Origin of the sequence: uncultured Shimia sp. (genome assembly GCF_947493595.1) — a bacterium.
Taxonomy (GTDB): domain Bacteria; phylum Pseudomonadota; class Alphaproteobacteria; order Rhodobacterales; family Rhodobacteraceae; genus Shimia.
In genome coordinates this window covers 77952-92699 of the sequence record NZ_CANLRL010000004.1, presented here as the reverse complement: position 1 = coordinate 92699, position 14748 = coordinate 77952, and the positions used below count along the sequence as shown (strand labels likewise).

General features: G+C 58.6%; 13 protein-coding genes and 3 tRNA genes. 6 read left to right on the top strand and 10 right to left on the bottom strand.

What is annotated here, in order from left to right; all coding sequences use genetic code 11:
• Window positions 1–47: 47 nt before the first annotated feature.
• Window positions 48–692, bottom strand: coding sequence for a glutathione S-transferase family protein (locus tag Q0955_RS11865; protein WP_299424501.1), 645 nt, complete (start codon window positions 690–692; stop codon window positions 48–50).
• Between the two features lie 175 nt (window positions 693–867).
• Here Q0955_RS11865 and Q0955_RS11860 point away from each other — a divergent pair, with 175 nt between their 5' ends.
• Window positions 868–1566, top strand: a complete 699-nt coding sequence (locus Q0955_RS11860; protein ID WP_299424500.1) for an FkbM family methyltransferase — start codon at window positions 868–870, stop codon at window positions 1564–1566.
• Here the strand turns inward: Q0955_RS11860 and Q0955_RS11855 are convergent.
• The 3 genes from Q0955_RS11855 to Q0955_RS11845 all read right to left on the bottom strand — a co-directional run bounded on the left by Q0955_RS11855 (window position 1563) and on the right by Q0955_RS11845 (window position 4629).
• Window positions 1563–1994 carry an NUDIX hydrolase gene (locus Q0955_RS11855; protein WP_299424498.1) on the bottom strand — a complete coding sequence of 144 codons (432 nt, stop codon included), beginning with the start codon at window positions 1992–1994 and terminating at the stop codon, window positions 1563–1565. The genes Q0955_RS11860 and Q0955_RS11855 overlap by 4 nt on opposite strands.
• A gap of 103 nt (window positions 1995–2097) precedes the next feature.
• Window positions 2098–3327, bottom strand: a complete 1230-nt coding sequence (locus Q0955_RS11850) for an N-acetylmuramoyl-L-alanine amidase (protein ID WP_299424497.1) — start codon at window positions 3325–3327, stop codon at window positions 2098–2100.
• Window positions 3328–3477: 150 nt separating this feature from the next.
• Window positions 3478–4629, bottom strand: coding sequence for an aminotransferase class I/II-fold pyridoxal phosphate-dependent enzyme (locus Q0955_RS11845; protein WP_299424495.1), 1152 nt, complete (start codon window positions 4627–4629; stop codon window positions 3478–3480).
• 23 nt (window positions 4630–4652) lie between these two features.
• On the opposite strand from Q0955_RS11845, the gene Q0955_RS11840 reads away from it, so the two are divergent.
• Both Q0955_RS11840 and Q0955_RS11835 read left to right on the top strand, forming a co-directional pair.
• Window positions 4653–6017 (top strand): M48 family metalloprotease, encoded by a 1365-nt coding sequence (locus Q0955_RS11840; protein WP_299424494.1) that lies wholly within the window; start codon window positions 4653–4655, stop codon window positions 6015–6017.
• Window positions 6018–6027: 10 nt separating this feature from the next.
• Window positions 6028–6783, top strand: coding sequence for a DsbA family protein (locus Q0955_RS11835; protein ID WP_299424492.1), 756 nt, complete (start codon window positions 6028–6030; stop codon window positions 6781–6783).
• 208 nt (window positions 6784–6991) lie between these two features.
• Here the strand turns inward: Q0955_RS11835 and ispG are convergent, their stop codons facing one another.
• The 3 genes from ispG to hemA all read right to left on the bottom strand — a co-directional run bounded on the left by ispG (window position 6992) and on the right by hemA (window position 10818).
• On the bottom strand, window positions 6992–8119 hold the full coding sequence (gene ispG, locus Q0955_RS11830) for a flavodoxin-dependent (E)-4-hydroxy-3-methylbut-2-enyl-diphosphate synthase (protein WP_299424491.1): 1128 nt from the start codon (window positions 8117–8119) through the stop codon (window positions 6992–6994).
• A 147-nt stretch (window positions 8120–8266) separates the two neighbouring features.
• Window positions 8267–9484, bottom strand: a complete 1218-nt coding sequence (locus Q0955_RS11825; protein ID WP_299424489.1) for a helix-turn-helix domain-containing protein — start codon at window positions 9482–9484, stop codon at window positions 8267–8269.
• Window positions 9485–9594: 110 nt separating this feature from the next.
• On the bottom strand, window positions 9595–10818 hold the full coding sequence (gene hemA / locus Q0955_RS11820; RefSeq protein WP_299424488.1) for a 5-aminolevulinate synthase: 1224 nt from the start codon (window positions 10816–10818) through the stop codon (window positions 9595–9597).
• A gap of 217 nt (window positions 10819–11035) precedes the next feature.
• Here hemA and Q0955_RS11815 point away from each other — a divergent pair, with 217 nt between their 5' ends.
• Window positions 11036–12409: a M20/M25/M40 family metallo-hydrolase gene (locus Q0955_RS11815; protein ID WP_299424486.1), complete on the top strand. Its 1374-nt coding sequence runs from the start codon at window positions 11036–11038 to the stop codon at window positions 12407–12409.
• 126 nt (window positions 12410–12535) lie between these two features.
• On the opposite strand, the gene Q0955_RS11810 is transcribed toward Q0955_RS11815, so the two are convergent.
• Window positions 12536–12612: transfer RNA gene (locus Q0955_RS11810), tRNA-Asp, on the bottom strand.
• Window positions 12613–12674: 62 nt separating this feature from the next.
• Window positions 12675–12751 (bottom strand) — tRNA-Asp (locus Q0955_RS11805).
• Window positions 12752–12987: 236 nt separating this feature from the next.
• Here Q0955_RS11805 and Q0955_RS11800 point away from each other — a divergent pair.
• The gene (locus tag Q0955_RS11800) at window positions 12988–13179 is read left to right on the top strand and encodes a hypothetical protein (protein WP_294113700.1); all 192 of its coding nucleotides are present in this window, start codon (window positions 12988–12990) and stop codon (window positions 13177–13179) included.
• 181 nt (window positions 13180–13360) lie between these two features.
• On the opposite strand, the gene Q0955_RS11795 is transcribed toward Q0955_RS11800, so the two are convergent.
• Window positions 13361–13436, bottom strand: a tRNA-Val gene (locus tag Q0955_RS11795).
• A 115-nt stretch (window positions 13437–13551) separates the two neighbouring features.
• On the opposite strand from Q0955_RS11795, the gene Q0955_RS11790 reads away from it, so the two are divergent.
• The gene (locus Q0955_RS11790; protein ID WP_299424484.1) at window positions 13552–14553 is read left to right on the top strand and encodes a GlxA family transcriptional regulator; all 1002 of its coding nucleotides are present in this window, start codon (window positions 13552–13554) and stop codon (window positions 14551–14553) included.
• The last annotated feature ends 195 nt before the right edge of the window (window positions 14554–14748 follow it).

Here is a 14748-nt window from a genome sequence, read left to right as displayed (position 1 = left end):
CGACACACGGGGTGCCGCCCAACCTTCAAACGGATCGCTCTGTTGACCTACTCCGCAGCCACCGGGAATCGCTCCCCTTCCCGCATCTCAATCGCCTCAGCCCGTTGAAACGCCTCACGTGCTTTCAACCGCACCAAGTACTCTCCAATCGGCCCATCCGTCGGAATAATCCCAATCATCTGCCCAAAGACCAGATTGTTGCCCACAACCACATCCGCTGCCGAGAACGTCTCCCCAAGCAACCAGGGCCCTTCGGTCAGCCCGTCCGCAAGAACCTGCATCATCTGCTCATAGGAGCCCCACGCCACGGTGGCCGCAGAGGCCTCCCAGCCAAACAGCTTCTGCGCAAAAGCTGGCTCCATGATGGCACTGGCAAAGAACATCCACCGCAAATACGCAGGGCGTGCCGCGTCCGTCGCCGCAGGCGCCAAACCAGCCGCCACATAACGATCCGCGATGTAAATCGCCATCGCGCCAATCTCCGGCACCGGCGTCTCGCCATCCACCACCAACGGCACTTTCCCCATCGGGTTCAACGCCAGGTAATCCGCCTGCTTGTGTCGACCAGTGGCAAAGTCAAAGCTCTCTAACTGATAAGGCTCCCCCAGTTCTTCCAACAGCCAAAGCGCCGCAAAAGACCGAGTGCGCGGAGCAAAGTATAGGGTCAGGTTTGGAGTGTGTGTGCCAGACATGTTCGTTTCCTCAATAAGTGTTTGCCTGTCTGACCTAGAACCTATGGTGACACTTAGTGTCACATTTGTTGACACACAGGCCTGTCTATTCTGCCCCGCACACCATCTTGCGCCCGCGCCGAGACAATGGTTCAGTGCGCCGCAGCATCCAAAGAAGAAAATGGGCACACCCCTGATGACCGAATACACTCTCAAAGGCGTCAAGGTAGGCCTGCCCGACTGGCTCGAAGGCACCAAAATCGAAGCCAAACTGGCCTCAGGTGACTATGAGGGGCGGGAAAGCGCGGCCGCGCTCAAACGCATCAAACCCGGCTGGAAAGTGCTCGAGATTGGCGCAGGCCTGGGCTATGTCACCACCATCTGCGCTCAGGCCGCCGGGGCGGAAAATGTCACCAGCCTCGAAGCCAACCCGCAGATGCTCGACCAAATCCGCGACACGCTGGCCCGCAACGGACAAGAAAACGTGAACCTGTGGCATGGCGCTGTTGTGGGAGATTCCCATGACGGCGACACCGTGGCCTTTCGCGCCGGCGCGCTGTTCTGGGGCGGCGGTCTTGTCGCGGATGGCCGCAGCGAAAAAGATATGGTCGAGGTCCCCGCCACCCGCATCAGCGACCTGCTGGCCATTGTGCAGCCGGACTTTGTGATGATGGATGTCGAAGGCGCCGAGCAGCATCTGTTTGAACAGGACTGGCCCAAATGCGTGCGCCATGTGGTTATGGAAATCCACATGGCCAAATATCCAAAACACGTTTTGCAAAAGATGGTGGACTGCATGTCCCGCTCCGGCATGACCTATGACCCCGCCACCAGCAGCGGCCGCACCCTGGGCTTCATGCGCGTGCGCAAACCCAAACCTGAGGCATCGACCTAAGCCACCTCCCGCTCCGCCAGATAGTCTGACAGCCGCGTCTGCATCGTGGGCACCACATTGCTCATCCGCAAGAACCGCGCCACATCCCACATCCGCCAGGCCTGCCCTTCCGCTCCCAGTCGAATGCGATTGATGTCCAACTCTGGCACCTCGGCGACAAAGAACCAGGTTGTGCTTTCCCCATCCAGATCAGAGACATACCGGCGTTTCCAGCGCAGGTCCGCCTCACTCAAGGGGAGCGACAACTCTTCTTTCAGTTCGCGCAAGACACAAGCTTCCGGACTCTCACGGCCTTCCCGCCCGCCTCCAGGCAAATCCCACATATCCGGATAGGGGATCTCCGGGTCCTTGTCCCGCAGGATCGACACCAAGCGATCCCCGGTCAAAAGCGCCAGCTTGGCCCCGTGAAACCCGTCTGTCTCCTGCATCGCCGTCTGCCCTTTAGCCTGCCAATTACGGCACACTCGACAAACTCTCACGCGCAAAGGAAAGCGGTTTCCCGCCAGCACGAAGAAACCAGCGACGCTCCGCCTATTGCCGCACCAGCGCCCGCGCTGCCTTGTCTTCGACCACCCAGGCCAGCAACCCGTCGCGCAACCCCGCCGCCATCGCCGCGCGCCACCCCGCGTCCTGCAAATTGGCCAGGTCCTGCTGGCTTGACATAAAACCAAGTTCCACCAAAACCGAGGGCACATCCGCCGCCTTCAACACCGAAAACCCGCCGGTTCTCAACGGCTTGCGATTCAACCTTACGGTGGTTTCTTTCAACGCGCCGACCAAAGTTTCTGCCAACATCATGGTCCGGGGTTCTGTCTCCAACCGCGCCAGATCCAACAGCACATCGGTCACCTCATCATCCGCGCCGGACAGGTCCACGCCAGACAAAATATCCGCCCGATCATGGCGCTCCGCCAAAAGCGCTGACGCCGCATCGCTGGCCTCCTCAGACAATGTATAGATCGTCGCACCCTTGGCATTGCCCTGGCTCAAACTGTCCGCATGCAACGAGAGAAACACATCCGCCTGCGCCCGATGCGCAATCGCAACGCGCCCTTCCAGTGACACAAACGCATCCTCATCCCGTGTCAGCACCACCTCAAAACCACCCGCCCGACGCAGCACATCGCGCAGCTCGCGGGCAAATAGCAGCATCAGGTCTTTCTCCTGCGCCCCGTCACGCTCCGCCCCGGGATCAATGCCACCATGGCCCGGGTCAATCACCACCACCGTTGGTGCCCAATCCGGCCGGGCCTCGCGCGCAACTTCTGTGGTGTCCGCAGGCTCCGGTAAATCCCAGCGCGGATCATGTGGTGCCCCTGCGGCCTTGGCAAACGCCAGCGTATCACTCGTTGCCAGTACCAGTTTTAACTGCGCGCGCCCCGTGGCGTCGTTCACGGTCATACCGGCGCTTTCCACCGCAAATGGCCGCGCCAAATCGAGCACCATCCGGCTCCATCCGGGGCGATACGCCCCAAACCGCACCGTTTCCACACCATCCACAGTGCCAAACGACTCCGCCGTCAGGTCTTCCCAATCAATCTCTTTGAAATCCAGCACCACACGCCGGGGATCATCCAACGTGAACACCCGCCAGGGCACCCCTTGGCTCAGGCTCAAAGTCAGTTCCGCCGCCCCGCGCCAGCCCTCTGACAAGCCGCTTTTCGCCGCATCCAACCGCGCAAGCGCGGAAAACTCCCGCTCCTGCGCCGCGGCCACTCCGGCCCAAACCATCACCATAAAAGCCCAAAACACTCTGCTCATGCTGCCGCCCTGCCCGCTGTTGCGCGTCTTCTTTGGTGGCACTCTACATCAGCCCGCCGCCCTTCACCACGCCGCGCATTCTCATTCCGCAAATATCCTGGGGGAGTCGCCAATTGGCGACGGGGGCACCGCCCCCGCCAACCTTACGCCTTAGACAAACCCACGGGCGGCCATAAACTTCTTCAGCCGCGCCAGACCTTCTTCAATGTCGGCTGTGCTGCGCGCATAGGAAAACCGCAATGTCTGATGCCCGCGCACCGGGTCAAAATCCAAACCCGGCGTTGCGGCCACCCCTGCCTCATCCAACAGCTCCCGCGCAAAGGCCCGGCTGTCCTGGGCGAAAGCGCTCACATCCACATAGAAATAAAACGCCCCATCCGGTGGCGCAAACTGCGTGAACCCCGCCTTTGGCAAGCCCTCCGCCATCAATGCCCGATTGGCACGATAGACCGCCATATTGGCCTCAAGCTCTTCATGGCAATCCATCGCCGCCAAGGCCGCCACCTGGCTGGCATGACTCGCGCAAATGAACATGTTCTGCGCCAGACGCTCGATCTTGCGCACATGATCCTCCGGCACAACCATCCAGCCCACACGCCAGCCGGTCATGCTGAAGTATTTGGAAAAGCTGTTGATGACATAACACTCATCGGTGAGTTCCAGCGCCGTGACAGCCTTCGCCTCATATTCAATGCCGTGGTAAATCTCGTCGCTGATGAAAGCCGCCTCTTTCTCCCGACACAGGTCGATCAGCTGCCCCATGGCCGCGCTGTCGAGCATCGTCCCTGTAGGGTTGGCTGGAGAGGCCACCATCAGCCCCTCAAAATCCAACGCGCGCAGATCATCTGGCACCGGCTGCAACCGGTTCTCGGGCGCGGTCTGCACATCCAGCGACTGTAAACTCAGTGCCTTCAAAATCTGGCGATAGCTGGGATAACCCGGCGCCCCAATGGCCACCCGCTCCCCCGCATCAAACAGCGCCGAGAACGCCAGCAAAAATGCACCTGACGAGCCCGGCGTGACTATCACCCGCGCGGGATCAAGGTCCACATTGTACCACTCGCCATAGAGCTGCGCGATCCGCGCACGTAGCGCTGGCAGGCCCAAGGCCACCGTGTAGCCCATGGCGTCTTCTGCCATCGCGTCGGTCAATGCCTTGCGCGCGCCTTCCGGCGCCGCCGTGCCCGGCTGACCCACTTCCATATGGATGATGTGGCGGCCATCCGCCTCGGCCTGACGCGCCGCTTCCATCACATCCATCACAATAAAGGGATCAACCGCCCCACGCCTTGAAGTCCGCATCAAATTCGTTCCTATTGTCGCTCATGAGGTTTCACCGCGAAATGACGGCGCCGTCAATCACCGCTTTGCGCGCCCGCGTCGTCACGCTGCTGACGACCTGCGCGCTTGTGCTTGCCTCAACGGCCGCTCAGGCCGTGTCTCTGCTGCGAGATCCGGACATCGAACATGCCTTGCAACGCATGGCTGCACCCGTACTCTATGCCGCAGGCCTTGGCGACAATATCAAAATCCTTCTGGTGGACGATCAGCGCCTCAACGCCTTTGTCATCGACCACGGCCATATTTTTATCAACTCCGGCATGATCATGCGCATGACCACCCCGGAAATGCTGCAATCGGTGATCGCCCACGAAGCCGCCCATATCGCCAACGGCCACATTGCCCGCCGTATGGCCAACCTTGATTCGGCCCGCACCACCGCAGGCCTCGGTCTCGCGCTTGGGCTGGCCGCCGCCGCTGTTTCCGGGCGTGGTGATGTGGGCGCCGCACTTGCCTTTGGCACACAAAGTTCTGCCCTGCGACAATTTCTCGCCCATACCCGCGCCGAGGAATCCTCCGCTGACCAATCCGGCATCCGCTACCTCGCCCGCGCTGGCATCGACCCGTCCGGCACGCTGGATGTGCACCGCCTGTTTGAAGGCCAGGAACTGCTCTCCGCTTCCCGCCAGGACCCTTACATGCGCTCCCACCCGTTGACCCGTGACCGCCTGCGCGCGGCGGAAGGCTTTGTGGCGGCTTATGCTGGCAATGCCAAATCACAACCAGAGCTGGACTACTGGTATGATCGCGCGCGCGGTAAAACCACTGCGTTCATCCGCCCCACCAAATGGACCCTGTCGCGCTACAAGGAAAGCGCCGCTGAAGATGTGCGCCACATGCGCCTCGCCGTGGCTTACCACCGGCAACAAAACACCGCCAAGGCGGTCTCCCACATCAATCAGGCCCTCGAAACCCGCCCTGACGATCCCTATTATTACGAGCTCAAGGGGCAAATCCTGCTGGAAAGCCGCCAATTCCAAAACGCCGTCACTGCCTACAAAAAGGCCGCAGAGCTTGCACCGGGCAACGCGCTCATCCTCGGCGGCTTGGGTCGTGCCTTGCTAACCGTGAACCGCCCCAAAGAGGCCCTGCAATATCTCGAATCCGCCCGTGCCCGCGACTTCCGCGACGCGCGCGTGCTGCGCGATCTTGGCTCCGCCTACGCGCAAACCAACCAACACGGCATGGCCTCGCTTCTGGCCGCCGAACGCTATGCGCTCGCCAACCGACTGGACGACGCTGAAATCCACGCCCGCCGCGCCATGGCCCGCCTTCCCCAAGGCTCCAGCGCATTTAACCGGGCCGACGACATCGCCCGCGCTGCCAAGCGCCGCAAAGACAAGAAATGAGGAAAACCCCATGAGCACATTGAAAACCAAATTGGCCAGCAGCGCGCTGGCCCTCACCCTGGCCGCCGCCCCGGCCCTGGCTTTTGACATCGACAAACTGTCAGATGCCGAACGCGAGGCGTTCCGCGCCGAAGTCCGCGCCTACCTTCTGGAAAACCCTGAGGTCATCATGGAAGCTGTTGCCGTGCTGGAAGAGCGCAATGCCGCCGCCCAAGCGACCGCCGATTTTGATCTGGTGACCAACAACGCCGACCGCCTGTTTGACGACGGCTACAGCTACGTCGGTGGCAACCTTGAAGGCGACATCACCATCGTAGAATTTGTCGACTACCGCTGTGGTTACTGCCGCAAGGCCCATGACGAAGTGGCCGAGCTGATCAAGTCAGACGGCAACATCCGCTTCATCGTAAAGGAATACCCGATCCTCGGCGAAGCCAGCGACCTCAGCTCCCGTTTTGCCATCGCCGTGAAACAGAAGGTGGGGGATGAAGCATATAAGCTAACCGCCGACACACTGATCAAAATGCGCGGTGACGTGAATGAGAAGTCCCTGCGCAAAGTGGCCAAGGGTCTCGGTTTTGATGCGGACATGATTCTGGATCACATGGACGCGCCCGAGGTGGAGAAAGAGATCGCCACCACCCGTGCCCTCGCCCGTGACCTGAACATCACTGGCACCCCAAGCTTTGTCTTCCACGACGAAATGGTGCGCGGCTATGTGCCGCTCAAAGGCATGCAGGCAATTGTGAAGGACAAGCGCGGCTAAGGCGTTGCGCCAACCAAACAGTCTAACACCGCAGCGGCCACCGTTGCGGTGTTTTGCGTTCAGCGCTCGTTGCGCAACGCACGCTGGCTTAATCCAGACGTTCTGAAAACTGGCACCACCGCAATACAGCCGCGATACCGTCAGCATACCGACGTAAAAAAAACGGCCCCTGAGGGCCGTTAATCTTTGAGTCGCTTGTGCAGGTGGATCACTCCGCCGCTTCAGCAGCCTCTGCAGCCTGAATCGCCGCCACCTTCTTTTCCACTTCTTCCACGATGTGATCGACCATCGCCTCATTGGACATTTTGTGACTCTGCTTCCCGGCAAGATACACCATGCCAGAACCAGCCCCACCGCCGGTGAAACCAACATCGGTCATCAGCGCTTCACCCGGTCCGTTTACCACGCATCCGATGATGGACAGGCTTAACGGCGTATGGATATGCGCGAGGCGATTTTCCAATGTTTCCACGGTCTTAATCACGTCAAATCCCTGACGCGCGCAGCTAGGGCAACTGATGATATTCACCCCACGGTGACGCAGACCAAGGCTCTTGAGGATCTCAAATCCAACCTTCACCTCTTCCACGGGATCAGCGCTCAGGCTGACACGCAGCGTGTCGCCAATGCCCATCCACAACAGCTGACCAAGGCCGATCGCGGACTTGATGGTGCCGCTGACAAAACCGCCAGCCTCAGTAATACCAAGGTGAATCGGCGCATCGGTGGCATCCGCAAGGAGCTGATAGGCCGCAGCTGACATGAAGACATCTGACGCTTTCACGGAAATCTTGAACTCGTGAAAATCGTTATCTTGCAAGATCTTAATATGGTCGAGACCACTCTCCACCATCGCGTCAGGGCACGGCTCGCCGTACTTATCCAACAGGTGCTTTTCCAAGCTCCCGCCGTTCACCCCAATGCGGATCGAGCAGCCATGATCCTTGGCCGCCTTGATGACTTCCTTGACCCGCTTTTCATCCCCGATATTGCCCGGATTGATCCGCAAACAGGCCGCCCCGGCCTCCGCCGCCTCAATCGCGCGCTTGTAGTGGAAGTGAATATCCGCCACGATTGGAACCGGGCTCTCTTTTGTGATTTCTTTCAGTGCCTTAGTCGCTGCTACATCTGGCGCTGAGATACGCACGATGTCCGCGCCAGCCTCGGCTGCGGCCAGCACCTGCCCCAACGTGGCTTTCACATCGCCACTGTCGGTGTTGGTCATGGTCTGCACCGCAATGGGTGCGTCCCCGCCCACAGGCACATTGCCCACCATGATCTGTCGAGACTTACGTCGCTCGATATTGCGCCACGGACGGATGTGATTCATCGACATATCAAGACCTTTCACCACAGCAGAGATGGGTTTGATGCCTGTCTAATCGCTTCCGCCAGAAGGGGCAATGCGCGATGGCGCACAGACAAAGAGCGCCCCGAAGGCGCTCTCTTAACTAATTGAAATCTTAGAGGGTTTTGATCCGGATCACTCGTCCGCAATCACCACATTCTGCGCCGCTGCCAAGGCCACGATCTTGGCCAGCTCCGGATCATCGTTCAGATCCGCCACCGCAAAGCTCTCTTTGAGCGCATCCGTAGCCAGTGCGAGATTGCGCACAGTCCCCGTGCCCTCACCCGCCGGCCCATACAGCTCGCCGTTCACCTTGAAGTATACCGATCCGGACATGCCAGCCCGCAATGTGGGTGGCTCTTCCGTCGCCGGAAGCACATATTCCTCACCCGCATCGAGGATTTTCTCAAACAAAACAGAGCCATCCGCCGCACGCACCCGCACCCAAGCTGGCCGCACCGCCATCAGCACCAGCTCTGGCGCATCATCCTCAACCACTTTTGGCACCGGCAATGTGTCAGCCACAGGCGCGGCCATCGCCACCGCTGCGGGCAGCTCCGGTGTAAACACCCCAATGTTGTTTGGGTTCAGCTGGGAAATTGGCGCATCCCGCGCCACCAACACTGGCACATCCAGCGCTTGCGGACGATACAGCCGGTCCAACGCATCAGACGGGGCAAATACCCCAGCACCAACGGTGGCCACATCGGTTGTTGCGTCCGTCTGCGACGTCGCAACAGGCGCACGCCCGGCGCCATCCAGAGGATCCAAATCACTCAATACCACAGGGGACTGTTCCACTGGCGCTAGAGTAACCCGTTGAATTTCATTGAGAACCGACCACCCGCCGTAGCCGATCCCAGCAATCAGCGCGACGAGCACCAGAGAGGAGCCCACCGCCCGCATCTCCACGCGAGATAGCAGAGATTCCTGCATCGGCGTAAACGGCGTGTTTGAGGAAGAGAACGGATCGTTGCCCGTCATAGCCGGGGCAATGGCTTCCGCCTTACGGACACCGGAGGCCTCCGCCGACATCCCGTGCGCCGTGGAAAACCCACTCTCCGCACAGAACAGGCTGAACGTCTGTTCCGGGTCCATGCCAAGATAACGTGCATAAGACCGCACATAGCCGGCAATAAATCCAGGGGTTTCAAAGGCTGACGGATCGCAATTCTCAATTGCAGCCACATAGCTTGCACGGATTCGCAACTCGCGCTGCACATCCAAAAGCGACTTCCCCAAAGTCGCTCGTTCGCCGCGCATCATGTCTCCAAGTTGCACGTCAAAATCGTCGTACCCTTTCGGGCCTTCGTCTACCGCTTCGGCATTGCGCTTGAATCTGCGCCCGATCATCCCACTGGCCTCTTCTTGCGTCGCCGGTTCTGAAAGTCCCCGATTCGAACCGATCCCCTTGTTAGGTATGAATATAACACAAACAAGGGTTTCTACACTAAGAAGTCATCTTACCCCGCCATATCGGCACGATTCAGCGCACAGTGGCTCCAGAGGGCGTCCATTGCCCCTACAAGGGCATCAATTTCCTTCGGCCCATGCACTGGTGATGGCGTGAACCGCAAGCGCTCGGTGCCGCGTGGCACGGTTGGGAAATTGATGGGCTGAACATAGATGCCGTAGTCTTCCAGCAGATGGTCAGACAGCACCTTTGTGTGCACAGGATTGCCCACAATCACCGGCACAATATGACTGCCGTGATCGATGATCGGCAGACCAAGCCCTTTCAACCGCAGCTTCAGAATCTGCGCCTGTGTCTGATGCTGATCCCGCAACGCCTGATCGGTTTTCAAATGCGCCACAGAGGCCGCGGCACCGGCTGCCACAGCTGGTGGCAAAGACGTCGTAAAGATAAAACCTGGCGCGTAAGACCTTACAGCATCACACATTTTTTCAGATGCAGCGATATACCCCCCCATCACGCCATAGGCTTTGGCAAGGGTGCCGTTGATGATGTCGATACGGTGCGCAAGGTTGTCACGCTCGGTCACACCACCGCCGCGCGGGCCATACATGCCCACCGCGTGCACCTCATCGATATATGTCAGCGCGCCAAACTCATCCGCCAGATCACAAAGCGCTTCAATGGGGCCGAAATCGCCGTCCATCGAGTAAACAGATTCAAACGCAATCAGCTTCGGCGCCGCCGGATCATCGGCTTCCAGAAGCTCGCGCAAATGCGCCACGTCATTGTGCTTGAAGATACGTTTTGCCCCGCCGTTGCGGCGCACACCCTCAATCATCGAGGCATGGTTCAATTCATCCGAATAGATGATCAATTCGGGGAAGAGTTTTGGCAAAGTGCTTAAAGTTGCATCATTTGCAATGTAGGCGCTGGTGAAAAGCAGCGCTGATTCTTTACCGTGCAGGTCGGCAATCTCGGCTTCCAGACGTTTGTGATAAACAGTGGTGCCGGAGATGTTGCGCGTCCCACCGGAGCCCGCGCCGGTGGCGTCTACAGCTTCATGCATCGCCTCAAGCACCACCGGATGCTGTCCCATGCCAAGGTAGTCGTTGCCACACCACACAGTGATTGGCTGCGCCTCACCATCCGGACGGGTCCAAGTGGCATGCGGGAAGTGGCCCTGCTTACGTTCGATATCAATGAACGTGCGATACCGCCCCTCTTCGTGCAAACGATTGAGTGCAGTGTCTAGCTTCGCAGTATAATCCACAGTGGCTTTCCTTCTTCCCGGTCAGGGCGACCTGGCGTCGCAACACCCTATCTGGGCATTGGCGCTCTTTTAGTCATCTGTCGCGCTTTCAGCAATGGCTACCAAATGATACATCTTTCGCACATTGATATCGATCAAACTGTGAAAGAGCGAGTCTGGACAGTTGACTTTGGGGTGGTACGGTCCCTGCAAATCGTCGCACCCGAAGGAGGCTTTCATGACGCTTGATCCCGTTCTCGCCCGCATTGACCAAAACATGCCAGAGGCGCTGGAGCGCCTGTTTGATTTGCTGCGCATCAAATCCATCTCCACCGATCCGGCGTTTGACGCCGATGTCGACGCCGCAGCGGACTGGCTGGTCAAGGAACTGCAAAGCCTTGGCATAGAGGCACAAAAACGCCCAACCACCGGTCATCCGATGGTAGTTGGTCACGTGGATGGACCCGGGCCTCACGTGCTGTTTTACGGACATTATGATGTGCAGCCAGTTGATCCGCTGGAGCTTTGGGACCGCGATCCGTTTGACCCCGCCCTGGAAGACACCGACGCTGGCCAGGTGATCCGCGCGCGCGGATCATCTGATGACAAGGGACAATTGATGACCTTTGTCGAAGCCTGCCGCGCCTGGAAAGCCGAACACGGCAGTCTACCGTGTAAAATCACCTTCCTGTTTGAGGGCGAGGAAGAATCTGGCTCACCAAGCCTTGTGCCCTTCCTCAAAGAGAACGCCGAAGAGCTGAGCTGTGACATTGCGCTGATCTGCGACACCGGCCTGTTTGAAAGCGCAGTGCCTGCGATCACCACCATGTTGCGCGGCCTGCTGGCCGAGGATTTCACCATCACCGGCCCAAGTCGCGATCTGCACTCCGGCATGTACGGCGGCATCGCCATGAACCCGATCCGCGTGCTGAGCAACATCCTCGCAGACCTGCACGACGGCACAGGTGCGGTGACTTTGGATGGCTTCTATGATGATGTACCAGAACTGCCTGATGACATCCGCGCCCAATGGCAGGGCCTGAACTTCGACCACGGCACCTACCTAGGCGACGTAGGCCTGAAATCCCCGGCGGGCGAGCAAGACCGCACCCCACTTGAGCAAATATGGTCCCGCCCGACCTGCGACGTAAACGGCATCTGGGGAGGTTACACCGGCGACGGGTTCAAAACCGTCCTGCCCTCTCAAGCCTCAGCCAAACTGTCTTTCCGCCTCGTCGGCCAGCAGGATCCAGACAAGATCCGCGCAAGCTTCCGCACGCACTTGGAAAGCCGTCTGCCAGACGGATTCACCGTCGAATACCGCTCCGAAAAAGGCTCCACCGCCTCACAAATGTCGATCGAAGATCCTGCTTTTGAAAAGGCGCGTATTGCGCTCAGCGACGAGTGGCCCCGTCCAGCGGCTTATGTCGGCTGCGGAGGCTCCATCCCGATCGCTGGCTTCTTCAAAGAGATGCTGAACATGGATTCGATGCTGATTGGCTTTGGCCGCGACGACGATCAAATCCACTCTCCCAATGAGAAATACAATGTGGAGAGCTTCCACAAAGGCACCCGCTCTTGGGCGCGAATCCTGGCGGCACTCTCCAACTAACCCTTTGAGAAGGTTTAGAATCACAAAACGCGCCCACAGGGGCGCGTTTTTTTGTGCTGGAAAAATTGAACGCAAAGATAGAATGCGCGGAACCAATTCATCATCTCTGTTTAGGGGAGGAAGAAGTGGCGCGGTTGACGGGGCTCGAACCCGCGACCCCCGGCGTGACAGGCCGGTACTCTAACCAACTGAGCTACAACCGCGCATATATCTTCGCCTTTCGGCGTGTCCATTCCCGAAGGACCCAGGACGTGGGCTGGTAGTGTGGCGCGGTTGACGGGGCTCGAACCCGCGACCCCCGGCGTGACAGGCCGGTACTCTAACCAACTGAGCTACAACCGCTCACTACCTGCTGTCTGGCGTGTGCCGTTCAGCGTGTGGCGTGGTTTATGCCGAGTGCTCAGGCGCGTCAAGCGGATATCCGCGAGAAAATCGAAGAAAATTTCCAAAGCCGTTTGTGGACCTTTCACAACAATGGTTTCCTATTCAGCGAACTCCCGCGTAGAGTGCTTTGCGCGCTGAATTTTTTGTGTTTAGATGCGCTTACTCGATTCAATTGCTTTTGAAGGAATAACCCGATGAAACCACTTTATGCTGCCCTGTGTGTTGCCGGTATCACTCTTGCTGCGTGCTCTCAGCAAGAAGAGCCTACTCCGGTTTACGCTCAGCCTGATTTTGACAAGCGTGGCAACGCAAGCTGTATGGCCGGTTACGACCTGCTGACCACAGACACCGGCGCTCTTGTTTGTGCACCGGCAACTGCTGGCTAAATTTCAGCCACAGACTGGAATTTCAGGCGGTCCCTTCAGGGATCGCCTTTTTTGTTTCTGCCGCACGGTCTCAGCGTCGCAAACACAGATCCATCGCCCGTCAAACAACAAGGAGTTTTCAAGAAAAGATGGGAGCAGCGCCCTGAAGGCACTCGAAGTTTCAACGCTGGTAGAGAGAAAATGGTGGGTCGTGAGAGGCTCGAACTCCCGACATCTTCGGTGTAAACGAAGCGCTCTACCAACTGAGCTAACGACCCGGTAGGCGGGGATTTAGACCTTGGCGCGGGGACATGCAAGCCCCCTTTTTGAACTTTCTTTGCGTCTTGTCCAACTTCCTCATAGGGTGGCGGCAAAAAAGGGAAAACACACCCCATGCCCGATCCAATTGTGCCCAAAGGCGTTGCCCACGTAGCTGTAGATGTGGTCGAAACCCCTGATCCTATTGTCTTTGCGCTTCAACCGAATCTGTCGATGCTGGCCTTCACCTCCGCGGTAGAGACCCTACGCATCGCCAATCAGCTCACGGGACAGATTCTCTACACCTGGACCACCATGTCTGAGACCGGCGAAAATGTCCGCTGTTCCAACGGTATTGAAATTGGAATCGACGCGCCTCTTGGTGACACCCCGGCCAGTGCCTGCGTGTTTGTCTGCTCCGGAGTGGAGCCCGAACGCGCGGCCACTGCGAAAGTTGCTGACTGGATTCGCCACCAATGGCGCACCGGTCGCCGGGTTGGTGGCCTCTGTACCGGCGCTTTCACCCTCGCCAAGGCGGGCATTCTCGAAGGCAAGGACTTCACCCTGCATTGGGAGAACATCACGCCCTTTCGGGAGCAGTACCCAACCCTTGATCCGCTGGAACAGCTCTACGCCATTGATGACCGCATCATGACCTGCGGCGGCGGCGTAGCTGCGATGGATCTGTTCCTGAAACTGATCTACGACCGCCACGGCGCCCCCCTCGCCCGCGCGGTGCTCAACATGTGCCTACATACCGTGCAACGCTCCGAGACCGACCGTCAGCAGAGCTCGACCGCCGCGGTGATCGGCAACCGAAATGACAAGTTGGTCAAAATCATCGCCCATTTTGAGGAAAACCTCGAAGAGTCCATCGACCTTGATCAAGTGGCCCGTAGCCTCGGTGTGTCCCGCCGCCAGATGGAGCGCCTGTTCAAAACCCACCTGAACACAACCCCAAAACGCTTTCTGCAAGACCTGCGCCTACAACGCGCCCGCATCCTGCTTGCCGAGACCGACATGCCGGTGGTCGACGTCGCCATAGCATGCGGCTATGAATCCGCCGGAAACTTCTCCAAACGCTTCCGCGAAGCCTATGGCATCTCGCCTCACCGGTTTTCCGCAGGACATGGATAAGCCTTTCGGCAGCTCCTCGCCTGAAAAGGCGTAATATCTCCAAAATTGCTTGGGTTTCTCGCAAATTTGATACACTTTTAGCGGTAATTAAAGGATCGCAACAATCGCTTTGACCTATGTGGCTCCTAGCGCTTGGCGATGGAGAACCCACGCTGGTTGTGACCAACAAAGAAAGGTCCCTTGCCGCCAACACGG

Bases quoted from the DNA above. Each gene is read 5' to 3' on its own strand.
- Q0955_RS11850 (WP_299424497.1), bottom strand. From the start codon at position 3,327: ATGAGCAGAGTGTTTTGGGCTTTTATGGTGATGGTTTGGGCCGGAGTG.
- Q0955_RS11815 (WP_299424486.1), top strand. From the start codon at position 11,036: ATGACGCTTGATCCCGTTCTCGCCCGCATTGACCAAAACATGCCAGAG.
- Q0955_RS11845 (WP_299424495.1), bottom strand. From the start codon at position 4,629: ATGCGGACTTCAAGGCGTGGGGCGGTTGATCCCTTTATTGTGATGGAT.
- Q0955_RS11860 (WP_299424500.1), top strand. From the start codon at position 868: ATGACCGAATACACTCTCAAAGGCGTCAAGGTAGGCCTGCCCGACTGG.
- Q0955_RS11840 (WP_299424494.1), top strand. From the start codon at position 4,653: ATGAGGTTTCACCGCGAAATGACGGCGCCGTCAATCACCGCTTTGCGC.
- ispG (WP_299424491.1), bottom strand. From the start codon at position 8,119: ATGTCGATGAATCACATCCGTCCGTGGCGCAATATCGAGCGACGTAAG.
- Q0955_RS11790 (WP_299424484.1), top strand. From the start codon at position 13,552: ATGCCCGATCCAATTGTGCCCAAAGGCGTTGCCCACGTAGCTGTAGAT.
- Q0955_RS11865 (WP_299424501.1), bottom strand. From the start codon at position 692: ATGTCTGGCACACACACTCCAAACCTGACCCTATACTTTGCTCCGCGC.
- Q0955_RS11855 (WP_299424498.1), bottom strand. From the start codon at position 1,994: ATGCAGGAGACAGACGGGTTTCACGGGGCCAAGCTGGCGCTTTTGACC.
- Q0955_RS11825 (WP_299424489.1), bottom strand. From the start codon at position 9,484: ATGATCGGGCGCAGATTCAAGCGCAATGCCGAAGCGGTAGACGAAGGC.
- Q0955_RS11835 (WP_299424492.1), top strand. From the start codon at position 6,028: ATGAGCACATTGAAAACCAAATTGGCCAGCAGCGCGCTGGCCCTCACC.
- Q0955_RS11800 (WP_294113700.1), top strand. From the start codon at position 12,988: ATGAAACCACTTTATGCTGCCCTGTGTGTTGCCGGTATCACTCTTGCT.